Source organism: Bradyrhizobium sp. LTSP849 (assembly GCF_000938255.1).
In the GTDB taxonomy this organism is placed as follows: Bacteria; Pseudomonadota; Alphaproteobacteria; order Rhizobiales; family Xanthobacteraceae; genus Bradyrhizobium.
Genome location: NZ_JYMR01000005.1, coordinates 20,426 through 42,061 on the forward strand (window position 1 = coordinate 20,426; position 21,636 = coordinate 42,061).

Here is a 21,636-nt window from a genome sequence, read left to right on the forward strand (position 1 = left end):
CGTGTCGCCCGGCCGTTTCATTTCTACCCGCCCTTGACGGCACCGGCAGTGAGCCCGGCGACGATCTGCCGTTGGGCGAGCACCGTCAGCAACAGCACCGGGAACGTCACGATCAGCGCGGCGGCGGCGAGCGGGCCCCAGCTCAACTGGTCGAACGAGATCATGTTGTAGACGGCAACCGGCAGGGTGCGCGTCTCGCGTCCCGCCAGCACGATGCCGAACACAAAGTTGTTCCAGGAGAAGATCACGGCGAGGATGAAGGCGACCGCGATGCCCGGTTTTGCGATCGGCAGCGCGACGTGCCGAAACACCTGCCAGCGCGTGGCGCCGTCGATCAGGGCGGCTTCCTCCAGCTCCATCGGTGTCGTCTCGAAATAGCCGATCATGATCCAGATCACGATCGGCACCGTCACCACCAGATGGATGATGATCTGCGGCACCAGCGTACCGAGCAATCCGAGCCACTGGAACAGCAGGAACAGCGGGATCAGATAGGATAGTCCCGGCGTGATGCGGGCGATCAGGATCACGATCGCGGATTTGTGCGCGGCCATCCGCGCGATGCCGTAGCCGGCAGGGACCCCGGTCAGCAGTGCCAGCGCGGTGGCGCTGCCGGTCACGATCAGGCTGTTGATGAAATAGGTCAGGAAACGGTTGGAGGCGAGCACGTCGGCATAGTTCTTCCAGGCGAAATGCTCGGGAATGAACACCGGCGGGTAGGCGGCATTGTCGATCTCGAATTTGAGCGACAGCGACGCCATCCAGAGGAAGAACAGGATCGCCGGCGACACGATGACGAGCACCGCGAACCACAGCCCGATCCGGCCGAGAAGGCTGCGCAGGTTCATGCGTCGCTCCCCGTCTCGGTCCACAGCATGCGCTGGCGGAAGTAGAGCATCACCGCGGCCAGCGCGACGATCAGCAGGAAGAAGATGACCGCGATCGCCGAGCCATAGCCGATGTCGTAATAGGCGAAGGCGACGCTGTAGAGATAGAGGTTGATGGTCTCCGATGCCGAGCCTGGTCCGCCCTGGGTGATCGCGAAGATGATGTCGAAGCTTTTCACCGCGTCGATCATGCGGATCATGCCGGCGATGAACAGGAACGGCATGATCAGCGGCAGCGTAATGAAGCGAAACACCTGCCAGAAATTGGCGCCGTCGATCTGTGCGCTTTCATAGGGCTCGGTCGGTATAGCAGCGAGGCCGCCGAGCACGATAAGCATGACCAGCGGTGTCCATTGCCAGGTCTCGACCAGCACCAGCGACGGGATCACCGTTGCGGGATGAAACACCCAGAGCTGCGGCGGCAGGCCGATCAGCGACAACAGGTAGTTCAGCACGCCGAGCTGGGGATGGAACATCATGGTCCAGACCAGGCCGATTGCGACGGGCGTCGCCATCATCGGCATGATGAAGACGCCGCGCAGGAAGCCGCGGCCGGCGAATTTCTGGTGAAACACCACGGCTGCGAACGTGCCGAACAGCAGCGGCAGCAGAACTGACAGCGCGGTGTAGACCAGGGTGTGGCCTACCGCCTCGATGAAGCGGGGATCGTTGGGTAGCCGCAGATAGTTGGAAAATCCGACGAAGGTGGTCGGCGCGCCGACCTTCCACTCGTTCAGGCTCATCCAGATCGTGAACAGCCAAGGGAAAATGATGATGGCGAGCACGACGACCAGCGCCGGCACCACGAATGGCCAATAGGACGGCCGACGCCACGGTTTCTCCGGCGCGGCGGCTTGCGCCGCGGCCGGAGAGGTCTGTGTTATTACGCTCACGCTTTTTCGCTGCGCTCCAGGATCGGGCGGAATTGCTCGTGTGCCTTCTTCAGCTCCGTTGCGGGATCGGCGCCGGACAAGGTCGCGGTCAGTGCAGCGCCGACGGTGTCGCGGAATTCGGCAACCGGGATGATGACGGGCAGACCGAGCTTGGAGATCTTGGCGGAGTCGATGACCGACTGCAGCCACTCCTTGGTCTTCACGCCCTTCGCGACTTCGGGATCATCGACGATGGAGTTGCGGAACGGCACGCCGCCGCCGGCCTGGAGCAGGCGGGCGCCTTGTCCCTTTGAGGCCACCCATTGGCAGAGCAGATAGGCGGCTTCCTTGTTCTTGCTCGCCGCCGCAATGCCGATGCCGTCGCCATAGGTTGACGAGAACTGGCCTTTGGGACCCGCGGGCACCACGGTGTAGCCGACCTTGCCGACGATGCGGGAGGCGCCTGGATCTTCCAGCGGTGGCGCCCAGCCGTCTGCGTCGATCCACATCGCCGCCCGGCCTTGCGTGAACGAGGCCATCGATTCCATCCAGTTGAATCCGGCGACGCCGGGAGGCGCGGACTTGGTCAACAACCGCTGATATAGCTTGGTGGCTTCGATCGCTTCCGGACCGTCGGTCAGGATGTTGCCCTTGGCGTCGAGGAATTCGCCGCCATAGTTCAGGTAGAAGTTGGTCCACATTGCCATGTTGGCGTTGCGTAAGCCGCGGCCGACGAAGCCATAGATCCCTTCCTTGGGATCGGTGAGCTTCTCGGCCGCAACAGCCATTTCCTCCAGCGTTTTCGGGACCTCGACGCCCTTCTTCTGGAACAGCTCCTTGTTGTAGTAGAGGATGAAATAGTCGACCGACCACGGCAGCGACAGCATCTGGCCCTTGTCGTTGCGGGCGTATTGCAGGCCCGCCGCCGAGAAATCGCTCTCGACGAGATCGGGCGGCGTGAGACTGGGGTCCTTGAGATAACCGGACATGTCGGCGAGCCAGCCGGCCTTCTCGAACTGCCGCTTCTGCACGTGATAGCTGAGATGCACGACGTCGAAGCTCGGCCGGCCCGAGGTCAGCTCGATCACGACCTTCTGGCGCTGCTGCTGCTCGGGGATCTGCTCCGACTCCACCTGGATGCCGGTGAGTTCGGTGAACTCCTTGATGTATTTTTGCAGGTTGTCGCCGCGCGGTCCCTTGGCGAGGATCACCTCCAGCTTGGTCCCGGAATATTTCTTCCAGGCTATCTCCGCGCGGGCCGGAAATCCGGTGACGCCGAGCACGCCTGCTGCTGCGGTGCCGGCCAAAAGGCTGCGGCGCGAAATCTTGTGGTCAACCACTGTATTCCTCCCTGTGACTCATTTTCTTTGGGAGGGATAGTAGCGTCCGTGCCGCGCCTGCCTAGCCCTAATCTCTGCGGATCAAGGTCGCACGGCCGGCGTTTCCATCGGCATGCCGCGCGCCCGCGACATCAGATAGAGCTCGAGCGCGACCAGCTCGGGCGCGCCGTAATCATAGGCCTGGGCGCGGACACCGGCCATGCAGCTGCGCAAGCGACGCTCCAGCGATCCCAGCGTCTGCCATTCCAGCCGATAGAGCGGATAGCCGGTCGGCTGTGCTTGCGTGATCGGCGCGCCGGCGAGGTGCTTGTCAAAGTTGTCGTCGTGGCAATTGGTGCAGGCCAGGTTGAGCTGGCCCTCGCGCTGCATGAAGAGGTTGCGGCCCTGTTCGACGAAAGGCTTTGCTTGAGGATCGTCGCCGGCCGTGATCGCGACACCGCGCGACTGCTGGGCGACGAAAGCGGACAGCGCCAAGAGGTCGCGGCTCTCGTAGGGCAGCGGCGTCGCCTGCTGATGATCTGCGCGGCAGAGATTGATACGCTGGTCGAGCGTGACGGGGCGGCCGAGCGTCTTGTCGAAGGCGGGATAGCGCGCTGCGATGCCCTTCATGCTGTTGCGCGCATCACCATGGCAGTCCGCGCAGGCTTTCCCGGCGCTGCCGGTCTTCTTCGCCCACAGCGCCTCGCCGTCGAGCACGAACAGCATGCCGGGGTTGGACGTGTCGTCATCCTGGATGGCGCGTGTCTCGGGGCCCATGAAGGAATAGCCGGAGCGTCGCGCATCGGACGGAATTTCGCCGGCGAGCAGGCCGGGGACCGTGACGAGAAACGCCACGACCGCTATCGCGCGCCAAAAACTCATTCGACCGTGATCGATGCCGACGCGGTGGACGCATATCCGTTGTCGCCGATCCATTCGAACTCAAACTTGCCGCTTTCCTTCGCGATCGTGAAGAACGACAAATACGGATTGGCTGCGATCGCCGGAAACAGGTCGGCGCGGAAGATCTCGGTGCCGTTGTAGCGGCAGGTGAAGCTGGTGATGATGTCACGCGGCACCAGTGTGCCGTCCATGGTGTGGCGAAAGCCGGTCTCCATGATGTGCGAGGTCAGCGTGCGGATCTCGATGATGTCGCCGCGCTTTGCGCGTGAGGGAACGTTGATGAGGGCTGCGGCCATCAGTTCACCTCCTCGGTGCAGGCGGCGAGCGTCACGACAACGTCGGCTGTGACCTGCCAGAAGCTGTCGTCGGAGAGGCGGGCGATGGCGACCACCTTCTGGGTGTCGGCAAGCCGGATCCGCGTCGAGACCTGGGCGCGGCCGGAGGAGGGGTTGAAGTAGAAATTGCCGATGTTCGGCTGCGGGTTCTTCTCGTTGAAGACGTGGATGCTCTTGACGTAGTCGTCCGCCGTCATCGGGCTTGCGACACTGATCGTCATCGGCACCGTGTTGCCGTTCTCGACCAGCGGCGGAATGTCGATCTTGACCTTGCCGGTGCGTATCGCGGCTTCGCCGACGACATTGCGAATGGCGGTATTGAGCATCGCGGGCGTCGCGTTGAGTGGACGCAACGTGACGATCGGGATTGCTCCGGCGGCTGTAACGCTGCCGGCGAGGCTCAAAAATTGTCGTCGCGTGGTTGGCATGAACAGTCCTAGTCCCGAAGCGTTGCAAGATAGGCCACGATGTCCTCGATCTCCGTGGCCGATAGTATCGGTTTGCCGGCGAAATTGCGCCCGACACGAACGAGCCCGTCGGCGCGATAATAGGACGGCATGATGGTCTCAGGGTTGAAGTGCGAAGCATCTACCAGCCGAAGCCGCAACTGGCCCACCGACCAGCGGTTCCCGGCGCCTGTGAGATCAGGCGCGAGATCACCCTGGAACCGCGTTTCGGGAAAGGGGCCAGAATGGCAGAGGATGCAGGTCGTCGTCCGCGCCAGCACCAGCGCGCGTCCGCGCACGGCATCGCCGGGCGAACCCGTGAGCGATTCCGGAATGCCGTCACTGATGATCTTGTAGGGCACGAGGCCCTCTGCTCTCGCGCCGGGGACAAACGCGAGACTGGCGGCGATCAGCGCAGCGATATGGACGGTCGATCTAGCCAAAGGTCTCCGCCGTGATGGTTTGAAACCAGCGCTCCGCCTCGGCCGCCTCGCGGGCGCGCAGCTCGCGCGGCGCATCGACCGGGCTCGTCGCACCGCCCTCGACCTCGGCAAAGATATCGCCCCTGGGCTGGTAGTTGCCGGCGAGTGAGAAGCCGTAACCGGGCGCGACGGTGTTGTAGCACACGCCGGTGAGCCGCGGTGTCTCCGGCGCGTCGCCCGCGAGCAGGTTGACGATTGCGGCGGCGCAAGCCTTGCCTTGCGCGCTCGCAGCTGACGCCGATTTTGGAATGCCGCCGCCGAGACAGGCGTCGCCGATGACGTGGATATTGGGGACGAGTTTTGACTCGAAGGTCATGGGATCGATTGGACACCAGCCGGACGTGTCGGCCGCTCCGGCGATTTCGGCGATGCGCCCGGCCCGCTGCGGCGGGATGACATTGGCCACATCTGGGGTGTAGTTGCCGAATTCGGTGATGATGGTTTTGGTCGAGGGATCGACCGAGGTGACACGGCCGCCCTGCGACAGCGCCACGCGCTCGATCATGTCGCCGTAGAGCTCCTTCCACGCCTTCTCGAACAGCCGCTGCTGCGAGAAATTGTCCTTGGCGTCGAGGATCAATACTTTCGAGCGCGGCTTCTTCGTCTTCAGGTAATGCGCAATCAGGCTGGCGCGCTCGTAAGGTGCCGGCGGGCAGCGCGAGGGATTGGCGGGGACCGCGATTGCCACCACGCCACCATCGTCCATCGCTTCCAATTGCGTGCGTAGCAGCAGCGTCTGTTCGCCGGCTTTCCAGGCGTGCGGCATTTTTTTCGATGCGGTTTCGTCGTACCCGGGCAGGGCGTCGAAGTGAAAGTCGATGCCGGGCGAGAGCACGAGACGGTCGTAGGGCAGCGCGACGCCATCAGCCGTCACGACGCTGCGCTGCTGCGGCTCGATCGTGGTTACGGTCTCGCCGATCACGGTGACGCTCTCGGCGGCGAGCTTGTCATAGCCAAACTGCTGCGCTTCGATGTTGCGCAGGCCCGCAATCACCTCGTTGCTCAGGGGGCAGGAGGTGAAAACCGCATTGGGCTCGATCAGGATGATTTGCAAGTTCTCCTGCATACGCTTCAGCGCGCGCGCGCAGGCTGCGCCGCCAAAACCGCCACCGACCACGACGACACGGCCCGTGGATTGCGCGCGCAAGATCGACGGCCGCGCCAATGTCGCGGCCGCCGCGATGCCGAGCACCGCATTCCGCCGTGTCACCGGGCGCGTGGTCATCAGGATCATCCGGAAGTGGTTGCGGCGGCAATTTCTCGCCGCCGCAACTCGTCTTTTAGACGAGGGTAATGTTCTGGTCGCGCAGCGGCACCGAGCGGATGCGCTTGCCCGTCGCCGCGAAATAGGCGTTGAGCACCGCAGGTCCGGCAACGCAGATGGTCGGCTCGCCGACTCCACCCCAGAAACCGCCACTCGGCATCACGATCGATTCCACCTTCGGCATCGCCGCGATGCGCATGGAGTCGTAGGTGTCGAAGTTGGTTTGCTCGATAGCGCCGTCCTTCACCGTGCAACCGCCGAAGAACAGTCCGCTGAGCCCGTAGACGAACGAGCCCGCGATCTGGCGATCGATCTGCGCCGGGTTGACGGCATAACCGGGATCAGTGGCCGCGATGATGCGCTGGACCTTGACCTTGGTCCCGTCGGTCACAGAGATTTCGGCTGCCGCCGCAACATAGCTGCCGAAGCCCATGAAGTGAGCGAGGCCGCGATATACCCCTTCCGGGGCCGGCTTGCCCCATCCGACCTTTTCGGCGACGGCCTCGAGCACCGCAAGATTTTTGGGGTTGTTCTTCATCAACTTGCGCCGAAACTCGAGCGGATCCTGATTCACCGCATGAGCCAGCTCATCCATGAAGCATTCGACATAGAGAGCGTTGTGATTGACGTTCACGCCGCGCCAGAAGCCCGGGATGATGTGCGGGTTGCGCATCGAGTGATCGATCAGGAGATTGGGCACCGAGTAGCCGAACGATGCATCGCCCTTGGGCGCGAGGCCCTGGAAGGTCGAGGGATCCATGCCGTTGACCAGGCCATCTGGTCGGAGCGTGAACTGGATCGATTGACCGGAGATCCGCATGTGGAGCGCCGTCAGATTGTTGTCGGCGTCGAAGCCCGCGGTCATCTTGCATTGCGTAATGGGATGATAGCGGCCATGCGTCATGTCCTCCTCACGAGTCCATAACAGCTTGATCGGTGTGCCCGGCATCTGCTTGGCGATCAGCACAGCCTGGCGCACATAATCGGTCTGGCCGCGTCTTCCGAAGCCGCCGCCAAGCATGAGCTTATGCACGTCGCATTTGTCAGCAGGCAGTTCGGAAGCCTCAAGGACCGCGGCAAACGCTGCCTCACCATTCTGCGTGCCGCACCAGACCTCGCACTTGTCGGCGGTGTAGAGCGCAGTCGCGTTCATCGGCTCCATGGTGGCGTGGTTCTGGTAGGGATAGTTGTAGACGGCTTCGACCGTCTTCGCCGCGCCCGCGAGCGCCGTCTTCACATCCCCGTTGGAATTGCCGACATAGGCTTGGCCGCCGTCGAGGCCTTCCGCCAGCCATTTTGCGATGGAGGCGCTGGAGACCTTCTTGTTCTCGCCTTCGTCCCAGACGATCGGCAGCGCATCGAGCGCGGTCTTGGCGTGCCAGAAGGTGTCGGCCACGACCGCGACCGCGCTGTCGCCGACCTTCACGACCTTCTTCACGCCCTTCATGCCGGCGATCTTGGCTTCGTCATAGCTCTTCAGCTTGCCGCCGGTGACCGGGCAATCCTTGATCGCGGCGTTGAGCATGCCGGGCAGCTTGACGTCGATGCCGTAGACGGTGGCACCGACGACCTTGTCCGGCGTGTCGAGCCGCTTGACGCCCTTGCCAATCAGCTTCCAGTCTTTTGGGTCCTTCAGCTTGACATCGGCCGGTGGCGTCAGCTTCGCGGCGGCCTCAGCGACCTTGCCGTAGGTCGTGGTCTTGCCCGACGGGCTATGGGTGATGACGCTGTTGGCGGCCGTGCATTCCGATGCCGGCACCTTCCAGTCGTTGGCCGCGGCCTGGATCAGCATCATGCGCGCGGTGGCGCCGCCCTTGCGGACGTAGTCTTGCGAGGTGCGGATGCCGCGGCTGCCGCCGGTCGAGAAATCGCCCCAGACGCGCTTGCGGGCCACGCTCTGGCCGGGCGAGGGGAATTCGGTCGTGACCTTGGTCCAGTCGCATTCGAGTTCCTCGGCGACGAGCTGGGCAAGGCCGGTCAGCGAGCCCTGGCCCATCTCGGAGCGGGCGACGCGGATCACGACGGTGTCGTCGGGCTTGATCACGACCCAGGCATTGATTTCGGGCGAGCCGTCGGCCGCGCGCACCACGGCGGGGCCGCCGAAGGGAATATCGAGGCCGATGGCCAGGCCGGCGCCGAGCGCGGTGCTGCCGATGACGAAGGCGCGGCGATTCATTCGGGGTGAAACATGCTTGTTCATGTTGGCGGCTCCTTACGCGCTTGCGATCGTGTGGATCGCTTCGCGCACCTGTTGGAAGGTGCCGCAGCGGCAGATATTGGTGATGGCCTCGTCGATGTCGGCGTCGGTCGGTTTCGGATTATCGTTGAGGAGCGCTGCCACCGCCATGATCATGCCGCTTTGGCAATAGCCGCATTGCGGAACATCCTGGGCGATCCAGGCCTCCTGCACCTTGTGCAGCGTGCTGCCGGCCCCCAGCCCCTCGATCGTGGTGATCTTCTTGCCTTCGGCCTCGGCGACCGAGATCCCGCAGGAGCGGGTGGCGACACCGTCCATGTGAACGGTGCAGGCGCCGCATTGTGCGATGCCGCAGCCATATTTGGTGCCGGTCAGCCCGGCATTCTCGCGGATCGCCCAGAGCAGCGGGGTATCCGGCTCGACATCGAGCGTGAGTGATTTTCCGTTTATTGTTAGGTTTGCCATCGCAAAGTCCCCTGATTGGCCCAATCCATCGACTGGCCTCAGGGCGCAATGTGTCCGGCAAATTGGAACTGTTCAAATCAAGAGTCTGAGGGCTGGCGGCAGAAGATTCTGTAGGTCGCGGGAAGATTACGGACCGGGCGGTGTTTTGTCCTCCCCGCAGGAGATACCCGCCCATGCCCCAAAACGCCGCCTCCCTGAACGCCAGAGGTGCGGCCTCGGGCGACGAGGGGCGGCGACAGTTTGTCCCTTTTACAGGGATGCAAGACGGATGCGCTCTGTTACACTGGCGCGAAGCAAAAGGGGTTCCATGAACGTACCGCGCTCTTGCAACGTGTTGATGCTCTATCCGCTCTTCACCGCCGAGTCGTTCTGGAGCTTTGGCGAGTCCTGCCAGCTGATGGGCGTCAAGCGCCCGGCTGCTCCCTTGGGCCTGATCACCGTTGCCGCAATGTTGCCCGAGAGTTGGACGGTCCGGCTCATCGACTGCAACACGCAGACCTTCGGCCGCGACGATCTCGCCTGGGCCGACGTCGTCTTCACCGGCGGGATGCTGCCGCAGCAAGCCGACACTTTACGCCTGATCGAGCTGTGCCGCGCGGCGGGCAAGCCGGTGGTGGTCGGCGGTCCTGATCCGACGTCGAGCCCGCACGTTTACGCTAGCGCGGACTTTCAGGTGCTCGGCGAGGCCGAGAGCATCCTCGACGAGTTCATTGCTGCCTGGGATAGCGGCGCACGTTCCGGCGTTTTCACCGCGCCGAAATTCCAGGCCGACGTCACCACGACGCCGGTGCCGCGTTTCGACCTGCTCAAATTCGAAGACTACCTCTACCTCGGTGTGCAGTATTCGCGCGGCTGTCCGTTCACCTGCGAGTTCTGTGACATCATCGAGCTCTACGGCCGTGTGCCGCGGACCAAGACGAACGAGCAGATGCTGGTCGAGCTCGAGAAGCTCTACCAGATGGGCTATCGCGGTCACCTCGATTTCGTCGACGATAATTTCATCGGCAACAAGAAGTCGCTCCGCCTGTTCCTGCCGCAGCTCGCCGAATGGCAGCGCGTCCACGGCTATCCCTTCGAATTGTCCACTGAGGCTTCGGTCAATCTCGCCGACGATCCCGAACTGCTGGATCTGATGGGTGCGGCCAATTTTTTCGCCGTCTTCGTCGGCATCGAAAGTCCGGATCCCGCAACCCTGGTCGCGATGCGGAAGAAGCAGAACACGCGACGCAACATCGCCGAGAGCATTCACAAGATCTACGCCGCCGGCATGCTCGTCACCGCGGGCTTCATCGTCGGCTTCGACACCGAGAAAGTCTCGATGGCGGAGGCCATGGTCGATTTCATCGAGGAGGCCGCCATCCCGGTCGCCATGGTCGGCCTGCTCTATGCGTTGCCGAACACCCAGCTCACGCGTCGCCTGGAGAAGGAGGGCCGGCTGCACGCGGATCACGATCTGGCGTCGACGACAGGCGGCGATCAATGCACGGGCGGCATCAATTTCGATCCAGTGCGGCCGCTGCGCGATATCCTGATGGACTACAAAACCGTGCTGGAGCGCGTCTACAGCCCGGCCGCCTATGCGGGCCGCGTCGACAAGTTGATGACGCTGCTCGACCGTTCCAGGCAGCGCCATGAGCTCGCCGAAGGCGACATCCGCGCCCGGGTCGGCGCAATGGAGACCGTGCACCGTGTGGTCACCGCGATCCCCGAGGCGCGCGGACCGCTCTGGCAGACGTTCATGAATTGCGCCAAGCGCGACACGTCATCGGCGCGTATCGCCGTGCAGATGATCGCGGCCTATGCGCATCTCGGGCCGTTCTCGCGCAAGGTCATCGATGCCATCGATGTGCGTTTGGCCGAGTTGGATGACGAGCAGCCAATCATCCCCGCGGCGATCGCAGACGCGACGGCGGCTCAGCATCTGGCCTGACCGTCCTACTTCACCGCGAGTCGCAAAAAGCTCATCACGCTGCCGAGCGCGGCAAAGCCTGCGCCGAGCGCCAGCGCGACGGTGGCGCCGTTGTGACCGGCCATGGCAAAGCAGGCCGCAGCGAGCGCCGCACCGGTCGTCTGTCCGGTCAGACGCGCGGTCGCGACGATGCCCGAGGCGCTACCGCTGCGATGCGGCGGCGCGCTTCCCATCACAGCCTTCATGTTGGGCGCCTGGAAGAAGCCAAAGCCCATGCCGCAGATCGCCATCCGCCAGATGATGTCGGGAATGGCGGGATTGGCCGGAAGCAACGCGAGCAGCGCCATGCCGATCCCGAGCAGCACGAGCCCGATGCCGCCGAGCAGGCCGACGGCGTGGCGGTCGGACAGGCGGCCGGCGATCGGCGCCATGATGCCGACCACCAGCGGCCATGGCGTCATGAAGAAGCCGGTCTCGACCTGCGAACGGCCGAGCACGTCCTCGAAATAGAACGGCAGCGAGACGAAGGCGAGGCCCTGGACCACGAAGGAGCAGACCGCAGTCGCCGCCGACAGCGCGAACATCGGCCGGGCGAACAGGTCGATCGGCAGCATCGGCGCCGGATGATCGGCATGACGGCGCATCAGGATAAAGCCGAGCACGAGCGCCGTGACCAGCTCGACCGCAACCAGCGCCGGCGAGAGGTTATGCGCGGCGCTGCCGATCCCCGTGATGAACAGGCCGAGGCAGGCGGAGGCCAGGGCCGCGCCGAGAAAATCAAAGCTGTGATCGGCCCGCGGCGTCTTCGGCAGCATCGCAAAGCCGATGCCGATTGCGACAAGGCCGAAGGGGATGTTGACGGCGAACAGCCACGGCCACGGCCCGACCGCCAGGATCGCGGAGGCGATCGACGGTCCGAGCGTGAAGGCGGTTGCGACCACCATTGCATTGTGGCCGAAGCCGCGGCCCTGCATCCGGCCGGGATAGACGAAGCGCACCAGCGCGGTGTTGACGCTCATGATGCCGCTTGCGCCGAGGCCTTGCAGCGTGCGCGCGACCAGCAGGCTGTCCAGTGACCACGCCACCGCGCAGAGCAGCGAGGCGATGGTGAACAGGATCAAGCCGCCGAGATAGATGCGCTGGTGCCCGACGATCTCGCCAAGCGCGCCGAGCGGCAGCAGCGTTGCCACCAGCGCGATCTGATAGACGTTGACCACCCACACCGACTGCTCCGGGCTGACATGGAGATCGGCGGCAATGGCGGGCAGCGCGATGTTGGCGATCGCGGTGTCGAGCGAGGCCATCGCCAGCGCGGTAAAGATCGCGGCAATCGCCCAGCGCCGCCGTTCCGCCGGCAGGCCATCGGCAACGGGGTGATCGGGCTCGCGCGCAGCGGCAGGTAACGTGATTGTCATTGCCTTGCGCGTTCTCCGACAGCATGGCCCAAATGGTCTTTCCGGCATGTACTACGGCTGGAGCTGCTTCCACAGGCATATGCTTGCATGCTGTGTATGCGCGAAGGTCAGGCGCTGTTGTCGTGCCCGCCATTTTGCCCTTTGACCGACAGCTGAAACCGCCGATCACCCGTTAGCCAGAACGATGTCAAATTGCGCGACCAACTCGTGCTTTTCCAAGTGCGAAAGGGGTTGCAGGGTAACGATCAACCGTTCCGGATGCGGGGCCGCATTAAGCCAGCGGTCGGTGGCGTTGTCTCCTTCGCCTGCGAAATACAGCTGGGTCACCAAGCAATCGAACTGCCCCTCAATGGTGAGGTGAATGTGCGGCGGCCGGACGTCGTCTTCTGGTGTCGGGTAGCGGCCCGGTTTGATCGTACGAAAGCTGTAGTGCCCGGACGCATCCGTTGTGAGACGCGCGAAGCCCTTGAAATTGGGATCGAGCGGCGCCGGATTGGTATCACTCGGATGACGATATTTCCCCGCAGCGTTGGCTTGCCAGATGTCGATGCGTGCATGCGGCACCGGCGCTCCAGAACGGTTGAGCACACGTCCCCGGACATGGATGAGCTGACCCTGCGCCTCAGCGGTGCTGCCGTTTGGACGCGTCAGATCGTTTGCCAGATCGGGGCGCTCCGAGACTGGATAGAACGGGCCGACAATCTGCGGCGGCGTGATCGCCAATGCGGCCGCCTCGGGGCCACCCGTCTGGGTTTTGGATGTGGTCTGGCCCATCAGGGTAGCTTGATATCCGCATCCTTGACGACCTTGGCCCAGTGGGCGATGTCGGTCCGAATTCCTTCTCCAAATTCCGCAGCGGTGCCGCCCACTGCTACCGCTCCTATTTTGTTGAGCGAAGCGCCGATTTTTGGTTCGGCCAGGACCTTGTTGATTGCCTTGTTGAGTTGCGACGTTATCTCTGCGGACGTCCCACGTTTGGCGGCTAAGCCGATCCAATCGGCTGTCACCAGGTCGGGAAGGCCAGCCTCGATCACGGTGGGAACGTCCCTCAAGGCAGCGATCCGGGTAGGAGCGGTGACGGCAAGCGCGCGCAACTTGCCGGTCGCGATGAGGTCAATAACGGGAAGCGTGGTAACAAACATGTACTGTACGTTGCCGCCGATCAGATCGGCGATTGCTTGAGAAAACTGTTGGTAAGGCACGTGGGTCGCGTGCACGCCTGCCTGCAATGCAAACAGTTCGCCGATCAGATGCGAGGGGGTGCCGAAGCCGGCGGAAGAGAAGTTGAGCGTTCCCGGCTTGCTCTTGAGCAGCGCCACCAGATCGGACAGCGATTCGACCGGCAAGGAAGGTGTTGTAACGAGTACGGTGTAGGACTTCGATATCTTGATCACGGGATCGAAATCAACATCCGGCCGTATTTCCGTCTTCGGAAGCAGGGACGGCGTGACCGTCATCGGAAGACTCATGGTCAGCAGGGTATAACCGTCCGCGGGATGCCCGCTCACGTCGTTCATGGCGATAGTCTGCAGTGCGCCTGGGCGATCTTCCACCACAAGCCGCCAGCCTTCATTGACCGCGAGCCCGTCCGCGATCAGGCGGCTGATAATATCAGGCGGTGTACCCGCACTGGTAGGGACGACAATCCGTATGAGATTGGACGGATAGGGTTGCGCGGCGACCTTGCCGGGCAGCAACAATCCCGCGAGGCTTCCGAGCAGGAAGGTGCGGCGAGGAAGATAAATCTTCGACATGGGCTGCTCCAACGCTATGCAGTGGAGGTTAAGGCGGATTGCAGCTTGTCCGGCGGAGCTATATAAGAAAAGTTCTATTTTCCGATGCTTCTATTCCATTTCAGAAAGGGGTCGCATGCTCGATGCATCCCAGATCAGCCGTCGGATCAAGCTGCGGCAGCTGAGCGTGTTTATCGCCGTCGTGGAACACGGGAGCATGGCGAAAGCGGCCGAGCACCTGGCCATTTCGCAGCCCGTTATATCCAAGATGATCGCGAGCCTCGAGCAAACGCTCGGTCTTCCGCTTCTGGAGCGCAGCCGGCTCGGCGTTGAGCCGACGCTTTATGGCAAGGCCTTGCTCAAGCGTAGCATTGCGTTGTGCAACGATTTGCGGAGCGGTGTTGACGAGCTGCAATCGCTCGCCGATCCCGCGATGGGTGAATTGCGCATTGGCAGCACCGAGCCCGTGATGGCTGGATTACTCCCCGCGATTATTGACCGGCTGTCCCGGCAATATCCGAGACTTGCGCTTCACATCATCGAGGGCGAGCCGCCGGAACTGCAGGATCGCCATCTGCGCAATCACGACATAGACCTGATGATCGGGCGTCTACCGGGCCCAACGCCGGCGGCCGATACCGATGTGGAAGTGCTTTTGCACGAAAGCGGTGTCGTTGTTGCAGGCTTGAACAGTCCGTGGGTGCGCCGGCGCAAGATCCGCCTCGACGAGCTGGTCAACGAGTGTTGGTGCCTGCCACCCCGCGAAAGTTTTCCGGGCGGCTGGATTGCCCACGCATTTCACGCCTGCGGATTGGAGGTGCCACGTGCCAGCGTGACCGTGTATTCGATCCTTATGCAGTCGGCGTTGCTGTCGTCGGAACGTTTCCTGAGTTTTCTTCCGGCATCGATGTTGCACTTCAGCGCGAAGCGGCTGTCGATGAAGGTCTTACCCGTCGAAATGCCCATTCAGATGTGGCCGGTCGGAATTATTGCGCTCAAGGGCAGAACGCCAAACCCTGCTCAGCGCCTGTTCGTCGCGTGCGCTCGAGAGGTGGCGAAGCCGCTCGCAGGCAAGCGAAACGCCCGGTCCAATCGATGAAATTGAAACTGATCGTTGCAGGCTCCCGTGCGGCTGCTCCTGACGGGGCGTTTTAAACACACGCTGAGGCGTTGATTAAAACTTTGTTGGCAGGTGCCTGCTGCCAGACACGTGCTAAGCGGTCATCGTTACACCAAATTGGGGGGCACGGTGACGAGTTCGGGAATGAGTTTTCAGGATGTTGTCGCGCTAAATGCTTCCGCCCGGCTGAATCGTTTAGCCGGATTCGAGGTCACGACCGCAGCAAACGGAACGGCTGAACTCGTCATGCAATGGAACGATGATCTGACACAATATGCTGGTCATCTTCATGCGGGAATGATCGCCGCCCTATTGGATACCGCGTGCGGTTTCGCAGTCGTCACCGTAGCTGGCGGTGTGACCGCATCTCATTTTTCCATGAATTGTATCAAGCCGGCCGTCGGCCGGCGATTTGTCGCGAAGGGAATTACGGTCCGAGCCGGCCGCAGGCAGATTTTTGCAAAAGCCGAACTCTTTTCCGAGGACGAGAAGGGCGGCAGGACGCTGGTTGCCACCGGCGAGACGTTGCTGGTGCCACTTGATCGTTAGCAGGTTTAGGTCGGAAAACCGCCGCGCACTCTCCCGGATCATGCCTTAATCGATGATGTTGCCGCCCTCCGCCTTCAGGCGGGCGACATTGTCTTTCATCTGTTGCAGCCGTTCAGGCGCATGGCCTTGCCACTGCGTCACTTCGGCAATGACCCGCAACGGATCGCGGGAGCGATAGGACAGCGTCGGATTTCCGGGAAACTTCTTATCGGTCACGTTCGGATCGTCCATGATCGGCCCGGTCGGCTCGACGACGTAGATTCGTCCGCGTGCGGTACCTACGGCCAGCTCGGCGCCCCAGATCGCCGCATCCAGCGTGGCCGCGAAATAAACCCAGGACAGCGGCTTCACATCGGTGAAGTTGGATGGGTGGCCGACGACAATAAGGTCGCCGGGTTTCAAATCGGCCCGTGTGCCGTGGAAGAAGGATTGCGCGAACGTGGTTGCGGCAGATGACATAAGACGATCCTGGAATCGTTAGCAGCGGCAAGGATGTCGCATATGCACTCCGTCATTGCGAGCGCAGCGAAGCAATCCAGATTGTCTCCGCGAAAAGGCTCTGGATTGCTTCGCTGCGCTCGCAATGACGATGCGGATGCCGCGAGAGATCATTCCGACATTTCGCCCCGCGAAACGGGCAGTCCGACGGCGAGCGAGCCCCCTAAAACTGATACCTCCGCAACCCCCCATCCACGGGGATCACTGTCCCCGTGATGTACCGCGCCACCGGCGACGCCAAAAACACCGCGAGTGCCGCCAGATCCTCCGGCTCGCCCCAATAGCCGACCGGGATTTCCTCTTCCGCAAACCGCTCGCGGTACTCCGGCGGATAGTTGCGGCGAATCTGTTCGCTCATGATGCGGCCGGGCGGGATGCAGTTGATGGTGATGCCGTGCTCGCCGATCTCGCGCGACAGTCCCTTGGCCCAGGCGTGCACGGCGGCTTTCGCGGCGAAGGCGGCGTTGAGGCCTTCCGGCTCGGACTTGCCGGTGATGTTGACGATGCGGCCCCATTTGCGTTCGATCATCTGCGGCAGCAGCGCGTGCGCGATGCGGCGGTAGCTGGTAAAATTCAGCGCGATCGCCTCGTCCCATTTGCTGTCGGGCGCATCGACCGGCAGCGGACGGCTGCCGCCGGCATTGTTGATGAGGATGTCGACATGGCCGAGCTCTTTCAGCGCGAAGGCGGCGATGTTCTCAGCTGCATCCTTGGCCATCACGTCCTGCTCGAACGGCGTGATCAACCCGCCACCGACTTCCTGCACCAATTGCGCGAGGAGGTCGGTCCGCCGCGCCACGCCGACCACGCGCACGCCTTCGGCAGCTAGGCCCTTGGCGATGGCGCGGCCGATGCCGATGCTGGCTCCGGTGACAACAGCGGTTTTCGATTTGAGCCCGAGGTCCATGGTCACACGCTCTCTTGTTTGCTTTTGCTTATTGCTGTTCGTTTGGTGTTCGTTTTCCTGCCCGGTCCCGGTCAGCGTGATTTGCCCGACGGGGACGAGCAGTGGTAACCAAGAGAGACAGTGAAGGAAACACGAAAAAGAAAAGGCGTTGAACGATGGTCTGGGACCCGCAGCAATACCTCAAGTTCTCCGGCCACCGGCTTCGGCCCGCGGTCGACCTGTTGATGCGGATTCCGGATTTTGCCCCAAGCGAGATTGCCGATCTCGGGGCAGGGGCCGGCAACGTGACAAAGCTGATCAAGGAGCGCTGGCCGGATGCGGCGGTGACCGGCGTCGAGGGCTCCGCCGAGATGGTCGCCGCGGGGCGGAAGGCGGCGCCGGACGTGCAATGGTCGCACGAAGACCTCGGTCATTGGCGTCCGGCCAAGCGATATGATTTGGTCTATTCCAATGCCGCACTGCACTGGCTGCCCAATCATGCGGCACTCTTCCCGTCGGTGATGGAGAAGGTCACGCCCGGCGGCATGCTCGCGGTGCAGATGCCGCGCAACTTCCTGGCCCCTTCGCATGTGCTGATCGGCGAGACCGCCCTGAACGGTCCGTGGCGGTCCAAGGTCGAACATCTCGTCACGCCACCGCCGGTCGAGGGGCCGGCCTTCTATCACGATGTGCTCGCGCCGCTGTCGCAAAACATCGACATCTGGGAGACCGAATATCTCCAGGTGCTCGAAGGCGAGAACCCCGTGAAGGAATGGACCAAGGGCACCTGGCTGACGCGCTATCTCGACGTGCTCCAGGGCGACGAGAAGGCCGCGTTCGAAGCGGCCTATGGGGAGCGCGTCGCAAAGGCCTATCCGAAGAATGCCGCGGGGCAGACGCTGTTCCCGTTCCGGCGCCTCTTCATGGTCGCCCAGCGCAAAGGTTAATTGCGCCGCCGCGATGCGACATAAGCGCTCGCTTCCTCAGGAAGGTGCGGGCGCCGGGTTGCGTATCCAACAGCCGTCAAGATAGCTTGGCTGCGGCAAATTGGGCTTAGGTCTAGTTGTTCGGGTGGTGGATTGCTGCCACTACTGAAGCCGGAAAACAAAAAAAGAACCCGGTTTTAGAGGTTGTTGGGAGGTTAGTTCATGCGCAAGCTGCTTTTTGCAGTCGCGGCCGCGTCTCTTCTCGTGGTCCCGGCTGCCGTCCAGGCTCAGGCCCCGATTGTCATCAAATTCAGCCACGTCGTCGCCAACGATACGCCAAAGGGCAAGGGCGCGCTGAAGTTCAAGGAGCTTGCCGAGAAGTATACCGACGGCAAGGTCAAGATCGAAGTCTATCCGAACTCCTCGCTGTACAAGGACAAGGAGGAGATCGAGGCGCTCCAGCTCGGTTCGGTGCAGATGCTCGCGCCCTCGACCGCAAAATTCGCGCCGCTCGGCATCAGGGAATTCGAGGCGCTCGACCTGCCCTGGCTGTTCAAGGATGACGAGACCTATTCCAATGCGATGAAGGGCACGATCGGCAAATGGCTGTTCCAGAAACTGGAAGCCAAGGGCATCACCGGGCTTGCCTATTGGGACAACGGCTTTCACATGGTTTCCTCCAGTCGTCCGCTGATGAAGCCGGAGGATTTCAAGGGCCTGAAGTTCCGCATTTCCGGATCGAAGATCGCCGACCAGTATTTCCGCCTGATGGGCTCGATCCCACAAATCATGGCGTTCTCGGAAGTCTATCAGGCCTTGCAGACCGGCGTGGTCGACGGCTGCGAAAACACGGCCTCGAACTATCTAACGCAGAAATTCTACGAGGTGCAGAAGGACATCACCGTGTCCTATCACGCGCATCTGCAGTATGCTGTCATTGTCAACTCGAAATTCTGGTCCGGCCTGCCGCCTGACATCCGCGCCCAGCTCGAGAAGGCGATGAACGACGCGACCGACTACACCAACTTGATCGCGCATCAGGAGAACGAGGATGCGCTGGCCGAGATCAAGAAGGCCGGCAAGACCACGCTGCATTATCTGACTGACGCCGATCGCAAGGCATGGCAGGAAGCGATGCGGCCGACTTATACCTGGGCAAAGGGCCGGGTCGGGCAGGAAGTGCTCGATCTCGTCGCCAAGGAACTCGACGTCAAGATGAACTGACGGCGCTTCCGAAAAAACAACAAGAACGGTCGGGAGTGAACGCTCCCGGCCGTTTCGATCTGATATGGGGGACTTGATTTGCTTCGCGTGCTCAATAGTGCGCTCAATCATCTCGAAGAATGGTTGATCGCGACGCTCATTGCGGCGGCAACGGGTTTGATCTTCATTGCCGTGGTGCACCGCTACGGCGCCGGCGAGTCGATCGTGTTCTCGCGATGGGCCGCCGCGCACGGGCTGACCTGGCTCGCGACGCTGTCGATGGCGGTGTTCACCTTCCTGTCCGAGCTCGATCTCTCCTGGGCGCAGGAACTCTGCATCTACATGTTCATCTGGATGGCGAAGTTCGGCGCGGCCTATGGCGTGCGCACCGGCATCCATGTCGGCGTCGATCTCCTCGTCAATCGCCTGCCCGAACATTCGCGCAAGCATGTCATCCTGTTCTCGCTGCTCTGTGGCGCACTGTTCACCGGCATGATCGCCGCCTTCGGCGCTTCCTTTGTCTCCGAGATGTTCAAGACCGGACAGCAGTCCAACGACCTCGAAGCGCCGATGTGGTTCGTCTATCTGGCGATCCCGCTCGGCTCCGGCCTGATGTGCTTCCGCTTCCTCCAGGTCTCGTGGTTCTACTACTGGACCGGCGAGCTGCCGCACCATGATGAGACCCATGTCGAGGGCGTGGAGGCCGACATCTCGCCCGCGCTGCATCCGCAGCCCGCGGGCGCGGCGACGAGAGCTGCTGCGCGAAAAGTTTCGCCGCTTGGCGTGATCCTGATCATGGCGCCGATCCTGATCTTCGCGATGTGCCTTGCCGAGAAGTTTGGCGTCGTCGTGCTGCCGCATTGGCTGCGCGCCTTCACCGTGTTCGCGCTGCTGATTGCGCTGATGCTGACCGGCATTCCGGTGTCGATTGCGCTCGGTCTCACCGTGATGACGTTCCTGTTCACATTGACGACGGTGCCGATCGAAGCGGTCTCGATGAAGCTCTTCACGGGCATCGAGGGCTTCGAGATCATGGCGATTCCGTTCTTCATCCTCGCCGGCAATTTCCTCACCCATGGCGGCGTCGCGCGCCGCATGATCAATTTCGCGACCTCGCTGATCGGGCATTGGCACGGCGGCCTCGGCCTTGCCGGCATCGTCGCCTGCGCGATGTTCGCACTGGTCTGCGGCTCGAGCGTGGCGACTGTCGCGGCGATCGGCGCCATCGTGTTGCCGGAGATGGTCCGCCACGGCTATCCCATGCGCTTCGGCGCCGGCATCATCACGGTCGCGGGTTCGCTCGGCATCCTGATGCTGCCGTCGATCCCGAAGATCGTCTACGCGGTCTCGACCAATACCTCGATCGGGGCGCTGTTCGTCGCAGGCCTGCTCCCCGGCATGCTGCTGACGACCATGCTCTGCATCGTCACCTGGTGGCTGGCACGCAAACGCGACTATCCCCGGATGAAGAAGGCGAGCTGGGGTGAGACGCTCCACGCCTTCCGCGAGAGCATCTGGGGCCTGATGCTGGTCGTCATCATCATCGGCGGCATCTACAGCGGCCTGTTCACGGCCACCGAGGCGGCCGCGATGGCCGCGGTCTACTCCTTCGTCATCGCGGTGTTCGTCTACAAGGCGATCAAGATGGTGGACGTGCCGCGGGTGCTGCTGCGTGCCGCCAATACCAGTGCGATGCTGCTCTACATCGTCACCAATGCGGTGCTGTTTTCCTTCGTGCTCTCCAACGAGAACCTGCCGTCGACGCTCGCCGACTGGATCGCGGCGCAGAACCTCGGCTGGGTCGGCTTCCTGCTGGTCGTCAACGTGTTGCTGCTGCTCGCCGGCAACTTCATGGAGCCGAACTCGATCATCCTGATCATGGCGCCGATCCTGGCGCCGGCGGCCAAGAAGCTCGGCATCGACCTCGTCCATTTCGGCATCGTGATGGACGTCAACATGGAGGTCGGCCTCTGCCATCCGCCTGTCGGATTGAATCTCTATGTCGCCTCGATGATAGCGCGAATGCGAATAACCGAGCTCGCTGTCGCGGTGATGCCATGGCTCCTCACCATGCTCGGCTTCCTCGTCATCGTGACCTATTGGCCCGATTTGACGCTGTGGCTGCCGCGGGTGCTGGGCATGCATTGAGCCGCACGTCGTAGCCCGGATGGAGCGAAGCGTAATCCGGGTCTCTCTCGCAGCTCGATAGAAGGCCCCGGATTGCGCT

General features: G+C 62.5%; 21 protein-coding genes and 1 pseudogene. 7 read left to right on the forward strand and 15 right to left on the reverse strand.

Annotated features, from left to right (window positions below):
* Positions 1 to 23: 23 nt before the first annotated feature.
* From UB31_RS04595 to UB31_RS04640, 10 genes are all read right to left on the reverse strand, one after another.
* On the reverse strand, positions 24 to 848 hold the full coding sequence (locus UB31_RS04595) for a carbohydrate ABC transporter permease (RefSeq protein ID WP_045002887.1): 825 nt from the start codon (positions 846 to 848) through the stop codon (positions 24 to 26).
* Positions 845 to 1,780, reverse strand: a complete 936-nt coding sequence (locus tag UB31_RS04600) for a carbohydrate ABC transporter permease (protein WP_045002886.1) — start codon at positions 1,778 to 1,780, stop codon at positions 845 to 847. The genes UB31_RS04595 and UB31_RS04600 overlap by 4 nt, the downstream gene beginning before the upstream one ends.
* Positions 1,777 to 3,099 carry an ABC transporter substrate-binding protein gene (locus UB31_RS04605; RefSeq protein WP_045002885.1) on the reverse strand — a complete coding sequence of 441 codons (1,323 nt, stop codon included), beginning with the start codon at positions 3,097 to 3,099 and terminating at the stop codon, positions 1,777 to 1,779. The genes UB31_RS04600 and UB31_RS04605 overlap by 4 nt, the downstream gene beginning before the upstream one ends.
* A gap of 81 nt (positions 3,100 to 3,180) precedes the next feature.
* On the reverse strand, positions 3,181 to 3,960 hold the full coding sequence (gene soxA, locus UB31_RS04610; protein ID WP_045002884.1) for a sulfur oxidation c-type cytochrome SoxA: 780 nt from the start codon (positions 3,958 to 3,960) through the stop codon (positions 3,181 to 3,183).
* Entirely contained in the window at positions 3,957 to 4,277 is a 321-nt protein-coding gene (gene soxZ / locus UB31_RS04615) for a thiosulfate oxidation carrier complex protein SoxZ (RefSeq protein WP_045002883.1), read from the reverse strand. Before soxZ ends, soxA begins: the two co-directional genes overlap by 4 nt.
* Positions 4,277 to 4,744, reverse strand: a complete 468-nt coding sequence (locus UB31_RS04620) for a SoxY-related AACIE arm protein (protein ID WP_045002882.1) — start codon at positions 4,742 to 4,744, stop codon at positions 4,277 to 4,279. Before UB31_RS04620 ends, soxZ begins: the two co-directional genes overlap by 1 nt.
* A gap of 8 nt (positions 4,745 to 4,752) precedes the next feature.
* Complete coding sequence (gene soxX / locus UB31_RS04625) at positions 4,753 to 5,205, reverse strand: sulfur oxidation c-type cytochrome SoxX (RefSeq protein WP_045002881.1); 453 nt, start codon at positions 5,203 to 5,205, stop codon at positions 4,753 to 4,755.
* Positions 5,198 to 6,478, reverse strand: coding sequence for an NAD(P)/FAD-dependent oxidoreductase (locus UB31_RS04630; protein ID WP_197087204.1), 1,281 nt, complete (start codon positions 6,476 to 6,478; stop codon positions 5,198 to 5,200). Before UB31_RS04630 ends, soxX begins: the two co-directional genes overlap by 8 nt.
* A 46-nt stretch (positions 6,479 to 6,524) precedes the next feature.
* A complete protein-coding gene (locus UB31_RS04635) occupies positions 6,525 to 8,708 on the reverse strand; it encodes a xanthine dehydrogenase family protein molybdopterin-binding subunit (RefSeq protein WP_045002880.1) in 2,184 nt (727 codons plus the stop codon).
* 12 nt (positions 8,709 to 8,720) lie between these two features.
* Positions 8,721 to 9,170 (reverse strand): (2Fe-2S)-binding protein, encoded by a 450-nt coding sequence (locus UB31_RS04640; protein WP_045010002.1) that lies wholly within the window; start codon positions 9,168 to 9,170, stop codon positions 8,721 to 8,723.
* Between the two features lie 307 nt (positions 9,171 to 9,477).
* On the opposite strand from UB31_RS04640, the gene UB31_RS04645 reads away from it, so the two are divergent.
* Positions 9,478 to 11,100 (forward strand): B12-binding domain-containing radical SAM protein, encoded by a 1,623-nt coding sequence (locus UB31_RS04645; protein WP_045002878.1) that lies wholly within the window; start codon positions 9,478 to 9,480, stop codon positions 11,098 to 11,100.
* A 5-nt stretch (positions 11,101 to 11,105) separates the two neighbouring features.
* On the opposite strand, the gene UB31_RS04650 is transcribed toward UB31_RS04645, so the two are convergent.
* From UB31_RS04650 to UB31_RS04660, 3 genes are all read right to left on the reverse strand, one after another.
* On the reverse strand, positions 11,106 to 12,494 hold the full coding sequence (locus UB31_RS04650; protein WP_045002877.1) for an MFS transporter: 1,389 nt from the start codon (positions 12,492 to 12,494) through the stop codon (positions 11,106 to 11,108).
* 165 nt (positions 12,495 to 12,659) lie between these two features.
* On the reverse strand, positions 12,660 to 13,268 hold the full coding sequence (locus UB31_RS04655) for a dioxygenase family protein (RefSeq protein ID WP_045010003.1): 609 nt from the start codon (positions 13,266 to 13,268) through the stop codon (positions 12,660 to 12,662).
* Complete coding sequence (locus UB31_RS04660; protein ID WP_045003047.1) at positions 13,268 to 14,248, reverse strand: Bug family tripartite tricarboxylate transporter substrate binding protein; 981 nt, start codon at positions 14,246 to 14,248, stop codon at positions 13,268 to 13,270. The genes UB31_RS04655 and UB31_RS04660 overlap by 1 nt, the downstream gene beginning before the upstream one ends.
* A 115-nt stretch (positions 14,249 to 14,363) precedes the next feature.
* Between UB31_RS04660 and UB31_RS04665 the strand changes: the two genes are divergently transcribed.
* Entirely contained in the window at positions 14,364 to 15,326 is a 963-nt protein-coding gene (locus UB31_RS04665) for a LysR family transcriptional regulator (RefSeq protein ID WP_045002875.1), read from the forward strand.
* Between the two features lie 165 nt (positions 15,327 to 15,491).
* Complete coding sequence (locus UB31_RS04670; RefSeq protein ID WP_045002874.1) at positions 15,492 to 15,896, forward strand: PaaI family thioesterase; 405 nt, start codon at positions 15,492 to 15,494, stop codon at positions 15,894 to 15,896.
* A 45-nt stretch (positions 15,897 to 15,941) separates the two neighbouring features.
* On the opposite strand, the gene arr is transcribed toward UB31_RS04670, so the two are convergent.
* Both arr and UB31_RS04680 read right to left on the reverse strand, forming a co-directional pair.
* Positions 15,942 to 16,355, reverse strand: a complete 414-nt coding sequence (arr, locus tag UB31_RS04675) for an NAD(+)--rifampin ADP-ribosyltransferase (protein ID WP_045002873.1) — start codon at positions 16,353 to 16,355, stop codon at positions 15,942 to 15,944.
* Between the two features lie 202 nt (positions 16,356 to 16,557).
* A complete protein-coding gene (locus UB31_RS04680; protein WP_045002872.1) occupies positions 16,558 to 17,301 on the reverse strand; it encodes an SDR family NAD(P)-dependent oxidoreductase in 744 nt (247 codons plus the stop codon).
* A 155-nt stretch (positions 17,302 to 17,456) separates the two neighbouring features.
* Here UB31_RS04680 and UB31_RS04685 point away from each other — a divergent pair, with 155 nt between their 5' ends.
* From UB31_RS04685 to UB31_RS42930, 4 genes and pseudogenes are all read left to right on the forward strand, one after another.
* On the forward strand, positions 17,457 to 18,227 hold the full coding sequence (locus tag UB31_RS04685) for a methyltransferase domain-containing protein (protein WP_045002871.1): 771 nt from the start codon (positions 17,457 to 17,459) through the stop codon (positions 18,225 to 18,227).
* 201 nt (positions 18,228 to 18,428) lie between these two features.
* Entirely contained in the window at positions 18,429 to 19,430 is a 1,002-nt protein-coding gene (locus UB31_RS04690; protein ID WP_045002870.1) for a DctP family TRAP transporter solute-binding subunit, read from the forward strand.
* 258 nt (positions 19,431 to 19,688) lie between these two features.
* A pseudogene (locus UB31_RS42925) lies at positions 19,689 to 20,030 on the forward strand (TRAP transporter small permease); the annotation flags it as partial.
* A 243-nt stretch (positions 20,031 to 20,273) separates the two neighbouring features.
* Entirely contained in the window at positions 20,274 to 21,557 is a 1,284-nt protein-coding gene (locus UB31_RS42930) for a TRAP transporter large permease (protein ID WP_045003046.1), read from the forward strand.
* Positions 21,558 to 21,636: the final 79 nt, after the last annotated feature.

Coding starts and splice junctions, on each gene's coding strand:
- UB31_RS04595 (WP_045002887.1), bottom strand. CDS start 848: ATGAACCTGCGCAGCCTTCTCGGCCGGATCGGGCTGTGGTTCGCGGTG.
- soxA (WP_045002884.1), bottom strand. CDS start 3,960: ATGAGTTTTTGGCGCGCGATAGCGGTCGTGGCGTTTCTCGTCACGGTC.
- soxZ (WP_045002883.1), bottom strand. CDS start 4,277: ATGGCCGCAGCCCTCATCAACGTTCCCTCACGCGCAAAGCGCGGCGAC.
- UB31_RS04620 (WP_045002882.1), bottom strand. CDS start 4,744: ATGCCAACCACGCGACGACAATTTTTGAGCCTCGCCGGCAGCGTTACA.
- UB31_RS04630 (WP_197087204.1), bottom strand. CDS start 6,478: ATGATCCTGATGACCACGCGCCCGGTGACACGGCGGAATGCGGTGCTC.
- UB31_RS04635 (WP_045002880.1), bottom strand. CDS start 8,708: ATGAACAAGCATGTTTCACCCCGAATGAATCGCCGCGCCTTCGTCATC.
- UB31_RS04640 (WP_045010002.1), bottom strand. CDS start 9,170: ATGGCAAACCTAACAATAAACGGAAAATCACTCACGCTCGATGTCGAG.
- UB31_RS04645 (WP_045002878.1), top strand. CDS start 9,478: ATGAACGTACCGCGCTCTTGCAACGTGTTGATGCTCTATCCGCTCTTC.
- UB31_RS04650 (WP_045002877.1), bottom strand. CDS start 12,494: ATGACAATCACGTTACCTGCCGCTGCGCGCGAGCCCGATCACCCCGTT.
- UB31_RS04655 (WP_045010003.1), bottom strand. CDS start 13,268: ATGGGCCAGACCACATCCAAAACCCAGACGGGTGGCCCCGAGGCGGCC.
- UB31_RS04660 (WP_045003047.1), bottom strand. CDS start 14,248: ATGTCGAAGATTTATCTTCCTCGCCGCACCTTCCTGCTCGGAAGCCTC.
- UB31_RS04665 (WP_045002875.1), top strand. CDS start 14,364: ATGCTCGATGCATCCCAGATCAGCCGTCGGATCAAGCTGCGGCAGCTG.
- UB31_RS04670 (WP_045002874.1), top strand. CDS start 15,492: ATGAGTTTTCAGGATGTTGTCGCGCTAAATGCTTCCGCCCGGCTGAAT.
- arr (WP_045002873.1), bottom strand. CDS start 16,355: ATGTCATCTGCCGCAACCACGTTCGCGCAATCCTTCTTCCACGGCACA.
- UB31_RS04680 (WP_045002872.1), bottom strand. CDS start 17,301: ATGGACCTCGGGCTCAAATCGAAAACCGCTGTTGTCACCGGAGCCAGC.
- UB31_RS04685 (WP_045002871.1), top strand. CDS start 17,457: ATGGTCTGGGACCCGCAGCAATACCTCAAGTTCTCCGGCCACCGGCTT.
- UB31_RS04690 (WP_045002870.1), top strand. CDS start 18,429: ATGCGCAAGCTGCTTTTTGCAGTCGCGGCCGCGTCTCTTCTCGTGGTC.